The sequence below is a fragment of the Actinomadura madurae genome (assembly GCF_900115095.1).
Lineage (GTDB): Bacteria > Actinomycetota > Actinomycetes > Streptosporangiales > Streptosporangiaceae > Spirillospora > Spirillospora madurae.
This window is the reverse complement of the sequence record NZ_FOVH01000016.1, coordinates 169,476-188,260: the sequence shown is the minus strand read 5'-3', so window position 1 is coordinate 188,260 and position 18,785 is coordinate 169,476. Positions and strand designations below refer to the sequence as shown.

The 18,785-nt window shown below is 72.5% G+C and carries 9 protein-coding genes; 6 read left to right on the top strand and 3 right to left on the bottom strand.

The window, feature by feature from the left end:
• The first annotated feature begins 188 nt into the window (after positions 1–188).
• From BM339_RS35905 to BM339_RS35895, 3 genes are all read left to right on the top strand, one after another.
• Positions 189–1,538, top strand: a complete 1,350-nt coding sequence (locus BM339_RS35905) for an MFS transporter (RefSeq protein WP_021591544.1) — start codon at positions 189–191, stop codon at positions 1,536–1,538.
• Complete coding sequence (locus BM339_RS35900; protein WP_075023771.1) at positions 1,538–2,404, top strand: amidohydrolase family protein; 867 nt, start codon at positions 1,538–1,540, stop codon at positions 2,402–2,404. Before BM339_RS35905 ends, BM339_RS35900 begins: the two co-directional genes overlap by 1 nt.
• Before the next feature lie 202 nt (positions 2,405–2,606).
• A complete protein-coding gene (locus BM339_RS35895) occupies positions 2,607–4,073 on the top strand; it encodes an aldehyde dehydrogenase family protein (RefSeq protein ID WP_075023770.1) in 1,467 nt (488 codons plus the stop codon).
• A gap of 77 nt (positions 4,074–4,150) precedes the next feature.
• Here BM339_RS35895 and BM339_RS35890 read toward each other — a convergent pair whose 3' ends face one another.
• Positions 4,151–5,092, bottom strand: a complete 942-nt coding sequence (locus tag BM339_RS35890) for a LysR family transcriptional regulator (protein WP_075023809.1) — start codon at positions 5,090–5,092, stop codon at positions 4,151–4,153.
• A gap of 125 nt (positions 5,093–5,217) precedes the next feature.
• Between BM339_RS35890 and BM339_RS35885 the strand changes: the two genes are divergently transcribed.
• Positions 5,218–6,945 (top strand): FAD-dependent monooxygenase, encoded by a 1,728-nt coding sequence (locus BM339_RS35885; RefSeq protein ID WP_218163847.1) that lies wholly within the window; start codon positions 5,218–5,220, stop codon positions 6,943–6,945.
• A gap of 96 nt (positions 6,946–7,041) precedes the next feature.
• Here the strand turns inward: BM339_RS35885 and BM339_RS52770 are convergent, their stop codons facing one another.
• Both BM339_RS52770 and BM339_RS50950 read right to left on the bottom strand, forming a co-directional pair.
• Positions 7,042–7,398, bottom strand: a complete 357-nt coding sequence (locus BM339_RS52770; RefSeq protein WP_369076969.1) for a CocE/NonD family hydrolase — start codon at positions 7,396–7,398, stop codon at positions 7,042–7,044.
• 43 nt (positions 7,399–7,441) lie between these two features.
• A complete protein-coding gene (locus BM339_RS50950) occupies positions 7,442–8,062 on the bottom strand; it encodes a hypothetical protein (RefSeq protein ID WP_075023769.1) in 621 nt (206 codons plus the stop codon).
• A gap of 321 nt (positions 8,063–8,383) precedes the next feature.
• Between BM339_RS50950 and BM339_RS35870 the strand changes: the two genes are divergently transcribed.
• Positions 8,384–12,259, top strand: coding sequence for a non-ribosomal peptide synthetase (locus BM339_RS35870; protein WP_218163845.1), 3,876 nt, complete (start codon positions 8,384–8,386; stop codon positions 12,257–12,259).
• On the top strand, positions 12,256–18,771 hold the full coding sequence (locus BM339_RS35865) for a type I polyketide synthase (RefSeq protein WP_075023767.1): 6,516 nt from the start codon (positions 12,256–12,258) through the stop codon (positions 18,769–18,771). Before BM339_RS35870 ends, BM339_RS35865 begins: the two co-directional genes overlap by 4 nt.
• Positions 18,772–18,785: the final 14 nt, after the last annotated feature.

The following is an 18,785-nucleotide window of genomic DNA, read 5'->3' as shown; positions in this document are numbered from 1 at the left end:
CGCTCACATAGGTCTATGTGAAAGTTCGGCATCAGGACATAGTCGTTTCCCTATGAATTCGCTCTCGGCCTTGTCGCGGACCCGCGAGTCGCGGACACACTCCTTGCCGAATCGATAGGCGTCCGGCTAAGTGAAGGCGACAAGACTTGTAATAGTGCTATTCCTCTGAGCGGCCTAGCGTCCTGGGTATGACCGAGTTCACATCCACCCCGGCCGCCGCCGCCCCGCCAGGGGCCCCGGCGACCTCCTCGGCCTCCCGGTTGCGCCGGCTGGTCACCGTCGCCGTACTGGCGCAGGCCGTCGAGTACTTCGACTTCTTCGTCTACGCCACCGCGTCCGCCATCTTCCTCGGCCCGCTGTTCTTCTCCGGGCTCGGCGACACCGCCTCCACGCTGGCCTCGTTCTCGACCTTCGCCGTCGGATTCGTCGCCCGCCCGGTCGGCGGCGCGGTCGCGGGCCACTTCGGCGACCGGTACGGCCGCAAGCCGATGCTCGTCGCCTCGACGGTGGTGATGGGCGGAGCCACCTTCCTCATGGGCCTGCTGCCCACGGCGGCGACGATCGGCTGGGCCGCCGCGGTGGCGCTCACGCTGCTGCGCCTGCTGCAGGGCTTCGCGCTCGGCGGGCAGTGGGGCGGCGCGTCGCTGCTCCTCACCGAGAGCGCGCCGGCCGGCCGGCGCGGCTTCTTCGGGAGCTTCGTGCAGGTCGGCTCACAGCTGGGACTGATGGGCGGGATCAGCGCGTTCCTCGTGCTCGCGTTCCTCTTCTCGGACGAGCAGATGATGGCGTGGGGCTGGCGGATTCCGTTCCTGTCCGGTCTGGTCATGATCGGCATCGGGCTCTACATCCACCGCGCGGTGGAGGACACGCCCAAGTTCAAGGAGCTGCAGGCAACCCGCCCGGAGACGGCCGCCGCCGAGCAGCCTCCGCTGGTGAAGGTGCTGCGCGAGCACTGGCGGACGATCCTGTTCGCGGGCGGCGCGTTCGTCCTGCCGAACGCCGTCGCCTTCATCGTGGTGGCCGGGATCCTCGACTACGGCGTCCGGACCCTGCACCTGGCCAAGGGCCCGCTGCTCGGGGTGATCCTGGCCGGTTGCGTCGCGCCGCTGTTCTTCCTGCCGTACTTCGCGCACCTGTCCGATCGCGTGGGGCGGCCGAAGCTGTTCATCCTCGGAGCCGTGGGCGTCGTGCTCTGGGGCTGGCCGATGTTCGCGATGATCGACACCGGCGACCTGTGGCTGGTCTTCGCCGCGCTGTTCGTCTGCTTCACCGTCCACTCGATGATGTTCGGTCCCCAGGTGGCGCTCTACTCCGAGCTGTTCAGCACGGACGTCCGCTTCTCGGGAGCGTCACTCGGGTACCAGATCGGATCGGTCTTCGGCGGGGGGATCGCGCCGCTGGTCACTACCGCGCTGCTCGACTGGACGAAGGTGAGCTGGTCCGTCGCCGCCTACATGACCGTCCTCGGGGGGATCAGTCTCGTGTCCATCGTGGTGTTGCGCAGGCAGGCGAACTCGGCGAGCCGCAAGGAGCTGTGATGACGAGGCGTACTGTCCGGCATGTCGTCGACACCCACCACCATGTCGGCACCCTCTCGATCGGCGCGGCCGAGGAACGGGCGCCGGACCGGGAGCCGCGCGACCTCGTCGACACCCATCACGCCATGCTCGACCGCTTCGGGATGACGGCGTGCGCGGTGATGCCGGGCCTGCAGTACGAGCGTCCGCACGGGATCGTCAACACCCGGGAGGTCAACGACGCGATCGCGGCCTACAGGGACCGCTCGCCGCGCTTCCTCGCCGCGCTCGGCACGGTGGAGCCGCTGCACGGCCTCGCGCTCTGCCGCGAGGAGCTCGACCGGATGGTCGGCGATCTGCGCCTCGACGGAGTCGTCTGGCACACCCGCTACCAGGGCGTGGCCGTCTCGGACCGGCGGATGCACGCCCTGGTCGACGAGGCCACCGCCCGCGGCCTCCCCTGCTACGTCCACATGTTCGCCGAATCCAACCTGGAGGCGCCGTGGATGTTCGCGGACCTCGCCCGAACCCATCCCGAGGCGACGATCGTCGCGCTGGACGGGTTCTCCGGCTCGACGCAGATCCAGTACGTCATGGATCTGGCGGACCGCTTCGACAACATCCTGTTCGACACCGCGGTCTGCTTCCCGCTGCTGCGCCCGCTGGACGCCTTCGTCGCCCGGTTCGGCTCCGAGCGGCTGATGTTCGGCACGGACTCCTACGCCGACCCGGTCAGCTACAACGTGCCCGCCGTGATGGAGGAGCTGCTCAACTCCGACCTGGACACCGAGCACCTCGAGAACGTCTTCTGGCGCACGTTCTGCCGGGTCTTCCCCGCCGCAGGCCAGGCACTGCGAGCATTCGACGCTCCCGGGGATGAATCCTGATGCCCGCCCATTTAGGGCACTGCCACTCGACCAACGTTCGGACGGAGGCACGGTTCTGGGCGGCGCGGCGGATCGGATCCGCCGCGCCGCGCCGCGCTGCCCGACCGAGGCGATACGGCCGCGGGCGCATTCAGAAAAGGCTATGGGACGGTCGAACAAAAGCGCATGGTGCATAGCGGTCCGCTCGTTTACCGTCGCAACTATGACCGAAACCACATTCGCCGTGGAGTCCGGAGCCCCGCTACGCGCGATCGACCCGCGAACCGGAGCCGGCGACGCCACGTACGACGCCGCGAGCACGGATGACGTGGCCCGGGCAGCGCGCCAGGCCCGCTCGGCTCAGAAGCGGTGGGAGGCGCTGGGCCTCGACGGCCGGCGGACGGCCTTGCTCGCCTGGGCGGACGCCATCGAGGCTTCGGCGGCGACGATCGCCGAGGCCGAGATGCGCGACACCGGGCGCCGCCGCATGGCGCACGAGGTGCCGCACATCGTGGCGGGGTCGATCCGCGCATGGTGCGGCCGAGCGCCCCGGGTGGTCGAGGCCGCTGCGCTCGAAGGCGTCTCGACCGTCGACCCGGGCGTCAGCTTCCGGACGCAACTGGTGCCGTATCCGCTCGTGGGAGTCATCAGCCCGTGGAACCACCCGTTCCTGCTCTCCACCCTGGACCTGGTGCCCGCGCTGCTGGCCGGATCCGCCGCGATCGTCAAGCCCAGCGAGATCACTCCTCGCTTCATCGAGCCGGTCCGCTCGACATTGGCCCGGGTCCCCGAGTTGGAGGACGTCGTCACCTACCTCTACGGCGACGGAGGCACGGGCCGGGCACTCATCGACGTGGTCGATGTGCTGTGCTTCACCGGAAGCGTCGCCACCGGCCGCAAGGTCGCCGTGGCCTGTGCGGAGCGATTCGTCCCCGTCTTCCTGGAGCTCGGGGGCAAGGACGCCGCGATCGTGACGCGGACCGCCGACCTGGAGCGGGCGACCGAGGCGGTCCTGAAGGGCGCCGTGCACAACACCGGCCAGATCTGCTTCGCCACCGAGCGCGTGTATGTGCAGCGCCCGGTCATCGAAGAGTTCGTCGACCTGCTCGTGGCGAAGGCGCGGGCTTTGAAGGTCAACCACCCCGACATCAGGCACGGGCACCTGGGGCCGTTCATCGACCAGCGTCAGGCCGTGGTCGTGGACCGTCACCTCGGCGACGCCGTGGGCAAGGGCGCTCGGATCCTCACCGGCGGCACCAGCACCGACCTCGACGGTGGACGGTACATGGAGCCCACGGTCGTGGTCGGCGTCGACCACTCGATGTCCCTGATGACCGAGGAGACGTTCGGGCCGGTCATCCCGGTGATGCCCTACGACACCGAAGACGAGGCCGTCGCGCTGGCCAACGACTCCGACTACGGCCTGTCCGCGGCGGTCATCGCCGGGGACGCCGACGAGGCCGAACGGATCGCGCGCCGCGTCGACGCGGGCGCCATCAGCCTCCAGGACACCTCGCTGACGATCACGATCATGGGCGACGTCGAGAAGACCTCCTTCAACCGGTCCGGACTCGGTGGCTCGCGGATGGGGCCCAACGCGCTGCTTCGCTTCTTCCGCAAGAAGGCGCTGATCCGCCGTGACGGGCCGGTGACCGGCATGACGTCGCTCGGAGAGGACGGCCTCGTGTGACCGTCCCCTGATCCTTCTCCGGCGTCACCTCGTCCGAGCCCGGAGCTAGTCGACAGCGCCCCTGACGTGTCGGTCCGTCATTCCGCCGGTGCCAAGGGGCCGAACCGGCGGACCGCGTCGTCACGTATGGCCTGCGCCAGGCGGCGCTGAAGCGGCGTCGGACGCTTACCGCGACGGGTCACCAGATAGAGCTTGTCCCGCAGGTCGGCTCCGTCGATGACGACCTCGCGCAGCGTGCCGCGGTCGAGCTCCTTCTGCACCGACGCCCGCCAGAGCAGCCCCAGCCCGAGGTCGGCCTCGACGGCCTGCTTGATGGCCTCGGCGTTGCCCAGCTCGATCTCGACCCGGCGGTTCACCACGCCGATCGAGGCGAGGGCGCCGTCCTGCGCGCGCCGGATCGCCAGTCCTCCGGGAGGGCACACGAACGGCATCCCGTTCAGCTCCTCCGGGCGGACCAGGTCGCCGGCCAGGCGGCTCGACGTCGACGCGACGAGGCAGAACCCCGGCTCGGCGATCAGCTCGGCGTCGAAGGCGTTGGTGTCCAGGACCGCGTCGGTCGCGATCACGCACATGTCGGCACGGCCGGTGAGGGAGGTCTCCAGGGCCTGCTCCACGCCCGAGATCAGCAGGGTGATGCTCGCCTGCTCGTACTCGCGCCGGAAATCGATCAGTACTGGCGTCAGGATGTAGGTGCCCACGGACATGCTCGTCGCCACCACCACCGTGCCGGACGTCCCGCCGGACAGATTCTGCAGGCTGGACTGGAGCTCCAGCCGCCCCCGGAGCACCTCACTGGCCCAGCGGTAGGCCTCGTGGCCCGCCTCGGTCAGCGCGATGCCCCGGCCGTCGCGCTCGAAAAGCCGCGCACCGATCCGATCCTGCAGGGAGCGCAGGTGCGCGCTCACCACGGGCTGGGAGATGTAGAGCTCTTCGGCCGCGCGGCGCACGCTGCCGAGGTCCACGACCTTGCAGAACACTTCGAGCTTTTGCAGCGAGATGCGGTTGTCCGGCGCACTCATCACGCCCACCCCTTAGTCAGACGTCTATGTGAGCCTCGAAAAGTTTGTCATAGTGCTATCGGCTCACGCTGACTAGCGTCCGACTCACAGAGGGCAACGGCAAATGAACGAGGAAAGAGTCAGCAGTGGGATACAAGCAACCCCCGCAATGGACCGGCCTGGGCGACCACCAACGCGAGGGCGACGAATGGCCGGTCGTGATCGCGGGCGCGGGACCGGTCGGCACCTGCCTCGCGCTTGAGCTGGGCCGGCGCGGTGTGCCGACCCTCGTCCTCGAAACCGAGCCCGGCACCACGGCCAACCCCCGGTGCAACACCACCAATGCCCGCTCCATGGAGTACTTCCGGCGCATGGGCATCGCAGACCGGATCCGCCGCGCCGGACTCCCGCTCGACCACGCCACCGACGTCGTCTACTGCACAGCGATCCTCGGCGACGAGCTCACCCGATTCGAGTTCTCGACCTCGGGGCAGGTCTTGAGCGGAAAGGCGCACGAGTTCGCCGACTGGCCCACCCCCGAACCCCAGCACCGCGTCTCCCAGATCTACCTCGAACCGATCCTCCACGAGGAACTGGCCCGACTCCCGTCGGTGCAGGTACGGCGGGGTGCCGAGGTGGTGGACGCGGTCCGGCATGGCGACCGTGTGACCGTCCGGTACCGCGACACCGCGACCGGTGAGGAGAGCGAGGTCCTCGCGCGGTACCTCGTCGGCTGCGACGGCGGCACGAGCGTGGTGCGGCGCTCGATCGGCTCCGTACTGGAAGGCGACGGCAAAGCCGCGGAGGAGCGGCTCTCGGTGTACTTCCGCTCCGCCGAACTCGGCCGGGAGATGGCGCGGCGTCGTCCGGGCTGGATGTACTGGTGGTACGGCGAGAGGCTCCGCGGCTCCTTCGTCCAGCTGAACGGCACCGACCTGTTCCTGTGCCACGCGCGGGTGCCGGAGCACATGACCCCCGACGAGCTGGACGAGGACGAGGTACTCGTCACCGCGATTGGACGGCCGGTCGAGCACGAGAAGATCCAGGTGGTCCGGTGGACGCCCCGCCGGCTGGTCGCCGACCGCTTCCGCGCGGGCCGGGTCCTGCTCGCCGGCGACGCCGCGCACCTGTGGCTGCCGCTGGGCGGCTTCGGCATGAACACCGGGATCGCCGACGCGGTCGGCCTCGGGTGGCGGCTCGCCGCCATCCTGGACGGCTGGGCGGACGAACGCGTGCTCGACGACTACGAGGCCGAGCGCCGGTCCGTGGGAGAAGCGACCTCGCAGGCGGCGCTGAAGATCGACCGTGACATGAAGCAGATCGGCCGGGACCCCGAGTTCCACGCCGACTCGAACCGCGGCCGGACGCTGCGCGAGGAGGCCGGGCGGCTGATCGAGCAGAAGGACCGCCAGCAGTGGTACAGCCAGGGCGTCCAGTTCGGCTCGCGCTACATCGGCTCACTGGGCATCGCGGCGCGGCCCGGCGGGAGCAACGGCACGGCCATCGAGGACATCGGCACCTACGTGCCCAGCGCCGATCCCGGGGCCCGCTTCCCCCACGCCTGGCTGCCCGACGGCACCTCGATCTTCGACCGCCTGGGGCCGGAGTTCACTCTGGTGGTCGTGGACGCCCCGGACCTGGCGGCCCAGGTCACCCCCTTGCTCGACCTCGCCCACGCGCACGGCATACCGATGACCTTGCTGGAAGTCTCCGGACCCGAATTCCTCGACGTCTACCGGTACCGCCTGATCCTGGTCCGCCCCGACCTCCACGTCGCCTGGAGCGACGACGAGCCTCCGGCCCGCCCCGGCGACCTGCTCGCCAGCCTCCTAGGCCGCCACGACACCGCCCGCCAGCCGACCCCGCAGCCCTGACCCCCGGGCCGAGCCGGGGACCGGGCGCACCGCAACGGGCAGCACGCCGAGGCCGCCGCCCACGGGGACCGTCACCCCAACAGCGCCTATCCGTTCTCAACGGCGCCCCGGTCGCCCCGGGGCGCCTCTCCCACGTGTTCCAGAAGATGCCGGCACGAGGGCGCCATAGCTGTTGCCCATCTGACCGATCTGCCCGTCCGACCACGGCTGGACGGCCAGCCACTCGATGACGTCGTAGTTGTCACGTTGTTCCAGCGGGCTGAACGGGTCGACGCGTCCGGGCGATTCACCTGAGCCGCGCGTCGTGCACACCAGCCCGTTGTAGCCGTACTCGGCGCAGCGCGTCGCCAACTGTCCGTCAGCGCGGGTGGGCCGTCCGTCCAGTCCGCGCCGCGGGCGACGCCGGCCCGAGTGGACCCCGGTGATCCGGTGCGTTGGTGGTCGCGGCGCCACGGATCGGAAGAGGATCACGGGCGGGCCAGGACGTGTGAACGCCCTACACGCGAGAGCGTCTGGAGGATCTAGTGTGGCTGGGCTGTGCGGGGACGCTCCCGATCGCGATGGAGACCAGCAGCCCGAGCGCGGCGGCCGCCACCGCCTGGCCTTCTCCCACCGCGGGCAGGTCCGACTTGGGGCCGCCGACCGGTGCGAAGCGTTCTCGCGGATCCAGCACGACCGGCATGATGTCGCCGCGCCCGTACCCCTCGCAGTTGGTGGCGAGCTCGCGCGCGATCGGGGCGCCGTCGGTGCGGCGCAGCGTGCAGTGGTGGCTTTCGGAGCCGCGGCTCTGCGTCGTCCAGGTCCGTTCCACGACTGCTTCGGCATCGACGCCGACAAGGATCATCGCGATGTCCCGCGCAGCCACGACACCGACGATGGAGACGGCGAGCAACGACAGGACGCCGAAGGTCAGCGGCACACCGCTGAACCGGAGCGGCCGCCGCGTCCGGTACAGCCATCCCAGTGCGACCACCGCTGAGATCGTCTCGATGACGACGATCAGAGCCGCGGCCGTCGTGTTCCACCACAAGTAGCCGGCCACGGCGAGCGCGAACCCGCATGCGGCCACGCCGAGCACCAGGCCACCGCGCAGCATGGCGGAACCGACGACGGACATGCTTCCTCCACCAGGCCGTACCGAACGCCAGAGCGTAACTGGTGATCGTGGTTCATCGCCGACACAAGCGCGCGGGGCCTCCCGCCCTGCAGACGAACCGGACGAGGTCGTTGTCTGGCATTGATAATCGTTTTCATTATCGTTACGGTGTCCCTGTGCCGACCACGGGAGATCTTCTGGCATCGAGGCTCCGCCCCATCTCGTTCTGAGCCGACTTGTTCGCCGTCCCCAACAGCGCCTGCGATCGCCCCTCCGATTCCCGCCTTTCCTCCGTGCAGTTGAAGGAGCGTCATGCCTGATAAGTCGCTTTCGTCCGCATTCGTGGCGGTTGACGAGGTCGCGGGGGTGGTCGCCGAGGTGCTCGGTCTGGCCGCCGGGTCGGTGGATCACGACGCCGTCCTGACCGTCCTGGGACTGGACTCGTTCACCGCGGTCCGGCTGCGGCGCAGGCTGCGGGATCTGGGTTTGGACCTGCCGATGACGGCGTTCCTCGGGGCCGCGACGGCCCGGACCGTCGCGGCGGGCATCGCCGATCCCGGCGAGGGAGCCCCATCGGACGAGGGTTTCCCCCTGACGCCGTTGCAGACCGCGTACTGGATCGGCAGGAACCCCGGGTTTCCGCTCGGTGGAGTCGCGACCTTCTATTACCGCGAGTACGACCGGGTGCCGGGGCCGGAGGGACCGGAGGAGGATCTGGCCCGGCTCGCCCTCGCATGGAATCGCCTGGTGGAGCACCATCCGATGCTCCGCATGGTGGTGGACGGGGAGGGGCGGCAGCACGTCCTTCCCGCCGTGGAGCCGTACGAGATCGAGGTCGTGGATCTGCGGGCGGTGACGGGGAAGGAGGCCGACCGCAGGCTCGGCGATCTGCGTCACGACCGCTCGCACCAGGTGCGGGACGCGTCGCGGTGGCCGTTGTTCGACGTCAGTGCCGCGTTCCTTCCGGACGGCCGGACACGCGTCCTGCTCGGCATCGACGTGCTCGCCCTCGACCTGGCGGGATGGATGCAGGTCCTGGACGAGTGGGGGCGGCTGGTCGGCGATCCGGACGCCGTGCTGGCGTCGGCCCCGATCTCCTTCGCCGAACTGGTCGAGCGCCGGGCCGCCGACCCGGACGAGGCGCGGAGGAGGGAGCGCGATCGGGAGTACTGGCGGGGGCGGGTGCTTCCCGCCGGCCCCCGGCTCCCGTGGGCGACCGACCTGGCGGAGCTGCGGTCGCACCGCTTCGGCCGGTGGGCGGCCGAGCTGCCGGCCGCGGAGTGGAGCGCGCTGCGGGAGCGGGCGGCCGAGCGCGGCCTGAGCCCGACGGGCGTCCTGCTGGCGGCCTTCGGGCTGGTCCTGTCGCGGTGGGGCGCGGGCGGGGCGTTCTGCCTGAACACGACGCTGTTCGACCGGCCCGACGACCCCGAGCTGGCACACCTGGTGGGCGACTTCACCTCGACGCTGCTGGTGGAGGTGCCGGAGCCGGGGACGCGCGGGTTCGCCGACTTCGCGGCGCGGGTCAACCGGCGGTTCTGGACCGACATGGAGCACCGCGCCGTGTCGGGCGTCGAAGTCCTGCGCGACGCCGGGGCCACCGATCTCACACCCACCCATCCGGTGGTGTTCACCAGCGGCCTGGGCCTGTCGGACCCGGAGCGGGATCCCGCGGGGTGGCTGGGCGAGGAGGTCTTCGGGATCTCGCAGACCCCGCAGGTGGCACTGGACCACATCGTCCACGACGAAGGGGGACGGCTGCGGATCGCCTGGGACGCGGTCACCGGAGCGTTCACCGACGGCTTCGTCGCGGGCATGCGCGACGCTCACCTGCGGCTGCTGCGGCGGCTGGCCACCGAGCCGGACACCTGGGACGAACCCGGCCTCGGGTGGGACCCGAGCCTGCTGGCGGAAGAGCCCCTGGACCGCCGTCCCTTCCCCAAGGCCGGGCCTCGGCTGGACGATCCGCTGCGCGCGGCCGCCCGTGCCGTGCCCGGCGAGCCGGCCGTGCTCGACTCGTCCGGCGGTCTGAGCCACGGGGAGCTGGCCGAGCGTACCGGGCGCATCGGGGGTGCCCTGGCCGCGCTGGGCGCCGGGCCGGGTGAGCTGGTCGCCGTTGCCTTCGACAAGGGCGTCGAGCAGGTGACCGCACTGCTGGGAGTGTGTGCGAGCGGCGCCGGGTACGTGCCCGTGGAACCGTCCTGGCCGGCGGGCCGCATCGCCTCGGTGTGCGAGCAGGCGGGCGTGACCAGGGCGCTGGTCCCCGCGGGCTCGGCCGTCGCATGGCCCGGCCACGTCAGCACGCACACGCTGCCGGAGCTCCTGGACGCGAGGACGGCCGACCCGGACACGGCCGCGGACGACGACCTGGCCTATGTCATCTTCACCTCCGGCTCCACGGGACGTCCCAAGGGCGTGGCGATCGAGCACCGGGCCGCCCGCACCACGATCGACGACCTCATCGACCGCTTCCCGGTCGGCCCGGGGGACCGGGTCCTCGGGCTGTCGGCGTTCAGCTTCGACCTGTCGGTGCACGACGTCTTCGGGGTGATGGGCACCGGCGCCGGGCTCGTGCTGCCCGACGCGGGCCGGCAACGCGACCCGGGCCACTGGCTCGACCTGATGGAGCGGCACCGGGTCACCGTCTGGAACACCGCGCCCGCGCTGATGGAGATGCTCGTCGAGTACGCCGAGATCGAGCCCGAGCGCGCCCGCGCGGTACTGGGACGGCTGCGCCTGGTGTTCCTGTCGGCCGACTGGATCCCGGTCACGCTGCCCGACAGGATCCGCGCGCTGGCGCCCGAGGCGCGGCTGGTGAGCCTGGGCGGAGCCACGGAGGCGTCGATCTGGTCGATCTGCTACCCCATCGGCGAGGTCGATCCGTCCTGGCCGAGCATCCCGTACGGGCGGGCGCTGCGCGGCCAGTCGTTCCACATCCTCGACGAGCAGGGGCGGCCGTGCCCGGTCGGTGCGGCGGGCGAACTGCACATCGGCGGTGGCGGCCTCGCCCGCGGCTACATCGGGGACGACGAACAGACCCGCGAGCGGTTCGTCACCGACCCGGTGCTGCGACGCAGGCTGTACCGCACAGGCGACCTCGGGCGGTGGCGGATCGACGGCACCATCGAGTTCCTGGGACGGCTCGACCGCCAGGTCAAGATCCGCGGGCACCGCATCGAACTGGGCGAGGTGGAGTCCGCGCTCAACCGGGCGCCCGGTGTGCGGCACTCGGTGGCGTCGTCCGTCCGCGGCCCCGACGACCGGCCCCGGCTGGTCGCCTACCTGGCCGCCGCCGAGCCCGCCGCCCGACCGTCCGACGACGAGCTCATCGCGCACCTGCGCGAGCGCCTGCCCGACTACATGGTGCCGAGCCGGATCCTGTGGCTGGAGGCCTTTCCGGTCACCGGCAACGGCAAGATCGACTACAAGGCTCTGCCCAACCCCTACGACCGGGCGGCCGCCCCTGCGCGAACGCCGGACGAGGCGGAGCCGTCCGCGAACGCGGAGCCGCCCCCGGCCGCCGCGGACAAACCCGGGGACTTGGCGGTGCTGTTGCGGCAGGCGGGCGAGCAGGGCCTCGACGTGGCCGTGCGCATCTCCGGGGGCACGCTCACCCCGGCGCGGGCGCTGGCGGCGGCCGGCGCGTGGGCCGGGCGGCTGTCGGCCGCGGCGGAGGGTCGGGAACTGACCCTGCATGAACGGCTGCCCGCGGACGGATTGATCGAACTCAGCGTCGTCACGGCGCCGGCGCCGCCGCCCGCACCAGCATCCCAGCCGGCCGCCGAGGCCGCCCCCGCACCGCGGCCTTCCGCCTCGTCGCCGAACGGTTCCGGGGAGGCACAGAACGCCGATCCCGAGATCGAACGGTTCGTGACCGAGACTCTGAGCGGCCTGCTCGGAGGAGCCTCGATCGACCCGGACACTCCCTTCATGCGCCTGGGCGCCACGTCGCTCACCCTCGTGCGCGCCCATGCCCGGCTGACCGAACGCCTCGATCCCGGCCTGTCCGTCGTGGACCTGTTCACCAGTCCGACGGTGCGCGGACTCGCGGGTTTGATCACGTCCCGCACGGAACGGGACGCCGCCACCCCGGTCCGGCCCGCCGCCGGACCGGACGGTGAACCGGCCGCCGGGCAGGCGCCGCCCCCAACGGATCCCGCGGCGCGGCGGGCGCACCATCGGCGCCTCGCCCGCCTCCAGGCCGCCGAGGTCGCCCGATGAGCCGCCCCGAGTTCGTTCCCGATCCGGACACCGCCGTCGCCGTCACCGGGCTGGCCTGCCGTTTCCCAGGTGCCCCGGACGCGGAGGCGTTCTGGACGATGCTCGTCGAGGGCCGCGAGGGCCTCGTCCGGTGCACCGACGAGGAACTCGCCGAGCGCGGGGTGCCCCGCAGGCTTCGCGGGGACCCCGCGTACGTGCCGGTCGCCGGGCTGATCGACGGCCAGGACATGTTCGACCCGAAGCCTTTCGGGCTCGCCGCGGCCGAAGCCGCCCTGCTCGATCCGCAGCACCGGCTGTTCCTGGAGTGCGCGTGGCGGGCGCTGGAACAGGCGGGCCACGGGGGAGGGCGCGGGGCCGGATCGGTGGGGGTGTTCGCCGGCGCCGCGCAGAGCGCCTACCTGGCGAGCAACCTGGCCGATCGCTGGGATCCGACCGGTGGCGGGGCCGACCCGGCCGGGAGCCTGCAGGCGGCGATCGCCACGCAGACCGACTACATGCCGCTCCAAACGGCCTACCGGCTGAACCTCACCGGGCCCGCGGTCGCGGTGAACACCACCTGCTCGACGTCTCTGGTCGCGGTACACCTGGCGGGCCAGTCGCTGCTGAACGGCGAATGCGACACCGCGCTGGCGGGCGGGGTCTCGCTGATCGTGCCGCAGGGGCGCGGGTACCTGTCGATGGCCGACGGCATCTACTCCCGGGACGGCAAGGTCCGCCCGTTCTCCGCGAACGGCAGCGGCGTCGTCTACAGCCAGGGCGCCGGGGTGGTCGTGCTGCGCCGGTTGCGGGACGCTCTGGACGGCGGCGATCCGATCCTGGCGGTCGTGGCGGGATCGGCCGTCAACAACGACGGTGCGGCGAAGGCCGGCTTCACCGCACCTTCGCTGCACGGCCAGGCGGCCGCCATCGCCGAGGCGCACGCGGTCGCGGGGGTCGGGCCGCGGCAGGTCGGATACGTCGAGGCGCACGGCACCGCGACCCGCATCGGGGATCCGATCGAGGTGGGGGCGCTGCGCCGCGTCTTCGGCGACACCGGCCCGGCCTGGTGCGGGCTCGGGTCGGTCAAGAGCAACATCGGCCATGCCAACTCCGCCGCGGGGATCGCGTCGTTCATCAAGACCGTGCTGGCGATGCGCGCGGGGACGCTGCCCGCCTCGCTGCACGCCGATCCGGTCAACGAGCTCCTCGGGCTGGACGGGTCTCCCTTCGAGGTCCTCACCGAGACCCGCCCGTGGGACGGCCCGCGGCTCGCCGGGGTCAGTTCGTTCGGTATCGGCGGGACGAACGCGCATGTCGTGGTGGGGCCCGCGCCCGGCCGCCCGCCTTCCGCCCCCGATCCCCGGCCGCAGGCGATCGTCCTCTCGGCGCACGACCCGGTGGCGCTGCGCGAGACCGCCGCCGACCTGGCCGCGTGGACGGAACGTCAGGACCCCACCGCTACGGCCGATCTGGCGCACACGCTCCAGACCGGCCGCGACCACCTCCCGTACCGGCTCGCCGTCGCGGCCACCGGTGACACCCTCGCCTCCGCGCTGCGCGCGGCGGTGCCGGTCGCACCGCTGCCCGCGCGGCCGCGGGTCATCTTCGCCTTCCCCGGCGGTGGCAGCGCCCGTCCCGGTATGGGAGCCGAGCCCTACGCCGACGAGCCGGTGTTCACGGCCTGTGCGGACGAGTGCGCCGAGCTGTTCGCCGATCTCCTCAAGGTTGACATCCGCCCGGTCATCCGGGGCGAGGTGATCGATACGGCTCGGGTCCACGGGGCGATCCATGGCCTGCCCGCCCTGTTCGCGGTTTCGCTGGCCACCGCGCGGCTGCTGGGGTCCTGGGGCGTCGGTGCACACGCCGTCCTCGGGCACAGCCTGGGCGAGTACACCGCGGCCGTGGTCGGCGGCGCCCTGTCGCTGGAGGACGCCGCCGGCCTCATCGCGGTGCGGTCCATCGCGCTCGCGGAGGCGGCCGGGGACGGTGCGATGCTGGCCGTCCCGCTGCCCGAGCAGGACACGCGGACTCTGCTGTCCCGCCATCCGGGCGTCGACCTCGCGGCGGTCAACGGCCCCACCGCCTGCGCGGTCTCCGGGCCGCGCACCGACGTGGGGGCGCTGGAGGCCGAGCTGCGGGCCGGCGGTCTGCGGCCGGCCCGGCTCCGGTTCGATGGGGCCGCGCATTCCCGCCTGGTGGAACCCGCGCTGCCGGACATGCGCCACGCGGCAACGCGGATCAAGGCGAGCACCCCCGCCGTCCCGCTGATCAGCACGGTCACCGGAACGGCGGTGGGCACCGAGCTGGGAGAGGCCGAGCATTGGGTGCGCCAGCTCCGGCAGACCGTCCTGTTCTCCCAGGCGCTGCGCGCGACCGTCGAGACCGTGGGCGGGACGGCCGACCGGCCCGCGGTGCTCGTCCAGGTCGGGCCCGGAGCGGCGCTCGCCACGCTTGCCCGCGGCCATGACCTCCCCGGGCTCCACGCCGCGCTGCCCGCGCTCGCGGCCGACACCGCCGACAGCGATCTGGCCGCCGTGCGGGACGCCGCCGGTCAGCTGTGGGCGCACGGCGTGGACGTCGACTTCCCCGCCATGCACGTTCCCGGCCGCCGCCGCGTGTCCGCCCCGGGATACGCGTTCCAGCGGCGCCGTCTGTGGATCGATCCGCCCGAGCGTCCGGCCGTCCACCTCGATGGGGAGCCGCCGGACGAAACCGAACCGCTCCACATCCCGGTATGGCGGCAGGCGGTGCCGCTCGATCCGGTCGCGCGTATCGACGGCCGCTGGCTCGTGGCCGGTCACGACGAAAGTGCGGTGGCGGAACTCTGCCGGACTCTCAGCGGTGATGCGATCGCGCTCTCAGAGGTGGACGACGCCTCGTCCGGCACCTGGGCCGGTGTCATCATGCTGGCGCACACCGGCGGACCGGAAGCGGTGGCCGAGCAGATCCTCGCGTATGCGCGGCTGGCCGAGGCCATCGCGGCCGCCGGAGAGCCGCCCGGCCTGCTGCTGCACGTCACGCGGTCGGCGCAGCGCGTGGAGAGCGCCGATCACCCCGATCCCGTCGCGGCGGCATCGCACGCGCTGCCCCGCGTTCTCGCGCAGGAGCATCCCGGGCTGCGCTGGCGCACCCTGGACCTGGACGGCGGGGCCGACCTCGCCGCCGCCGTGACGGCCGAGCTCGGCGTGGCGCCTTCCGGGGAAGTGGCGCCTTCCGGGGAAGAGGTCGCCGCCCGCGGCGGCAGCCGATGGATCCGCGGCGTCCGATCGTGGCGCCCCTCGTCGGACGCCCCGCGGCTCCAGGCCGGGCACATCGCGTTGATCACCGGAGGCCTCGGAGACGTGGGCCTGACCACGGCGGCGCACCTCGCCCGCCGGGGGCTCCGGGTCGTCGTCACCTCCAGGAGTGCGCCGCCAAGGGAGGGTGAGCGGGCCGAATGGTTGCGCCTGCTCGCCGGCGAAGGCCTGGACGTCCAGGTCAGGCAGGTGGACGCCGCCGACGCCGCCACGACCGCGGCCCTGCTCGCCGAACTCGCCGACCAGGCGCCGATCGCGCTGGTCGTGCACGCCGCCGGAGTGGTCGCCGGCGCCGACCTGCAGCCGCTGCGCCGCGTCGGCCCCGAGCACGTGACCGGGCATGTCGAGGCCAAGGTCGAGGGCGCGCTGGCGCTGCGGACGGCGCTGGACGCGCTGCCCGCGGACCGGCGCCCCTCCACGGTGGTGCTCATGTCGTCGGCGGGCACCCTGGTCGGCGGCATCGGCATGGGGCCGTACTGCGCCGCCAACCGTTACCTGGACGCCATGGCCGAAGGGCTCACGCCGTCCGGGACCCGCTGGGTCAGCGTCGTGTGGGACGTGTGGAAGGCCGGCCCGCCGGGCGGTGAGCGCGAGGTGCGGTCGCCCTACGCGCTGGACGCCCGCACCGGCATGGGCGCCCTCGACCGCGTCCTGGCGGGCCGCGACGCCGGCGCTCTGCCGCCCGTGGTCGCGGTCTCCACCACCGACCTGCGGGAACGGATGGCCGCGGCCGCCTTCACCGCGCCCGTAGCGCCCTCCGGAACCGGCGACGGCACGGCCGGCACCGAGCTGACCGGCGAGCAGCGAGCGGTGGCCGACCTGTGGTCGGACCTGCTGGGCGTACCGGTGACCTCACCCGACGCGGACTTCTTCGCACTCGGCGGGCATTCCCTGCTGGCCACCCGCATGCTCGCCACCCTGCGCAAGATCTTCGGCGTCGAACCGCGGCTCCGCGACCTGTTCACCCGGCCGACCGTCGCGGGCCTCGCCGAACTCCTGACCGGCCCGGCGGACCCGGCGCCGAGCCCGCCCCCCGCTCCGGCGGAAGACTCGTCCGACGCCACGTTCCCCATGACGCGCGTCCAGCACGCCTACTGGGTCGGGCGCGGGGGCGGGTACGCCCTCGGCGACATCGCCTGCGCCTTCTACCTGGAGTACGACTGCCCCGACCTCGACCTCGCCCGGTACGAGGCCGCCTGGCGGAAGGTGATCGCGCGGCATCCGATGCTCCGCACGGTCGTCACCGGCCAGGGCCGGTTGAAGACCCTGGAGCACGTCCCGGACTACCGGATCCGCGTCCACGACCTGACCGGCGTCTCCGAACCGGCCCGCGCCGACCGGCTGGCCCGGCTCCGCGACCGCGTTTCCCGCGACCCCGGCCCGCCCGACAGGTGGCCGCTGGTGCAGATCCAGGCCGCCCGCCTCCCCGGCGGCCGGGTGCGCCTCTTCATCGGCGTGGACGTGCTGATCTGCGACGCGGGCAGCTACTGGATCATCGACCGCGAGGTCCGGCACTTCTACGAGCACCTGGAGAGCCCGCTGCCGGAGCTCGGCGTGGACTTCGCCGCGTGTGCCCGGGCGGTCGAGGCCGCCCGGGACGGCGACGAGTGGCGTCGCGCCGCCGCCTACTGGCGTGATCGTCTCGACACCGTTCCCGGGCCGCCGCCGCTGCCCGTCGCCGCCCCGGACGGGCCGCCGAGGTTCGCGCGCCGTGCCGACCGGCTGAGCGGCGACGAGTGGGACGCGCTGCGCCGCGAGGCCGCGCGGCGCGGCGCCACGCCGACGGCCGTGCTGCTGACCGCCTACGCCGAGGCCCTGGCGGCCTGGTCGGAGAGTCCGCACTTCGCGCTGACCTTGACCCTGTTCGACCGCCCGCCGGCGCACCCGGACGTCGACGCGGTGGTCGGCGACTTCACCTCACTGCTCGTCCACGAGGTCGACCGGCGCGAGCCCGGCTCCTTCACCGAGCACGTGCGGGCCACGCACCGGCGGCTGTTCGCCGATCTGGACCACCGCGCGTACTCGGCGCTGGACCTGTTCGCCGAGCGGGCGGCGCGCACCGGCGAGGTCGCCTCGGTGCCGGTGGTGTTCACCAGCGCGCTCGGCCTGGAGGACCTCGTCGGCGGTGAACCCGACCTGCAGTGGGTCGGCGAGCAGGTGCACGCGCTGAGCCAGACCCCGCAGACCTGGCTGGATCACCAGGTCCTCGTCCAGCGCGGCGAGCTGCTGCTGCAGTGGGATTTCGTCGAGGGCGTGCTTCCGGCCGGCGAGGTCGACCGCGTGTTCGCCGCCTATGTCGCGCGGCTGCGGCGGCTGGCCGATGACCCCGCCGCCTGGGACGGGCCTCGGGGCGCGGCCGTCACCGAGGACGTGCTGGTACCGCTCCGGGACGGCACCGGCGACCGCACCCTCTACCTCTTGCACCCCTCGGGGGGCGACGTCATGTGCTACGCGGAGCTGTCCAGGCTGCTGGACGAACGCTTCTCCGTCGTCGCCGTCACCGACCCCGGCCTGGTGGGCGAGGGTGAGGCGCCCACCGACCTCACCGGACTCGCCCGGGGCTACGCCCAGGTGATCCGGGGCGATTCCAGCGGTCCCTACCTGCTGGGCGGCTGGTCGATGGGCGGCAGCCTCGGTCAGGAGGTCGCCCGCCTCCTCCACGAGCACGGCGATACCGTCGGCCTGCTGGTGATGCTGGACTCCAACGACCCCGCCCACATCACCCCGATCGAGGCGCCGACCCCGGACGCCGCCGACGCCGAGGCGACCGTGCGGCTGCTCGGCGCCTTCGAGGCCTTCCAGGGCATCGACCTGGGCGTCGGGACGGCCGAGGGCCGGGCGGCACTGCTCGCTCTGCCCCCGGACCGCCGGTACGCGCACGTCACGGAGCGGCTGCGCGACCACGGGCTCCTCGGCCGCCGCGACGACGCGCCGGACCGGGTCGCCGTGTTCGCCCGGCACCTGCGCGGCCTGGCCCGGCACACCCCCCGGCCCCTGACCGACGCGACCACGGCGACGCTGCTGGTGCGCGCCGACCGCCCCGCGTCCCGCAACTCCGGCATCGGCATGGGGGTGGACGACACCCCGCCCGAGCTGCGGCCCGATCTGGGCTGGGGACGGCATCTGGCCGGCCCGCTCGACGTCCACGGCATCGACACCGACCACTACGGCCTGCTGCGCGCGCCCGCCCTCGCACGGCTCGCCGAGCTCGTCAACCGGGCGCTCGCTCGCCACTGAAGGAACGGGACATC

Bases quoted from the DNA above. Each gene is read 5' to 3' on its own strand.
- BM339_RS50950 (WP_075023769.1), bottom strand. From the start codon at position 8,062: ATGTCCGTCGTCGGTTCCGCCATGCTGCGCGGTGGCCTGGTGCTCGGC.
- BM339_RS35895 (WP_075023770.1), top strand. From the start codon at position 2,607: ATGACCGAAACCACATTCGCCGTGGAGTCCGGAGCCCCGCTACGCGCG.
- BM339_RS35905 (WP_021591544.1), top strand. From the start codon at position 189: ATGACCGAGTTCACATCCACCCCGGCCGCCGCCGCCCCGCCAGGGGCC.
- BM339_RS35900 (WP_075023771.1), top strand. From the start codon at position 1,538: ATGACGAGGCGTACTGTCCGGCATGTCGTCGACACCCACCACCATGTC.
- BM339_RS35890 (WP_075023809.1), bottom strand. From the start codon at position 5,092: ATGAGTGCGCCGGACAACCGCATCTCGCTGCAAAAGCTCGAAGTGTTC.
- BM339_RS35865 (WP_075023767.1), top strand. From the start codon at position 12,256: ATGAGCCGCCCCGAGTTCGTTCCCGATCCGGACACCGCCGTCGCCGTC.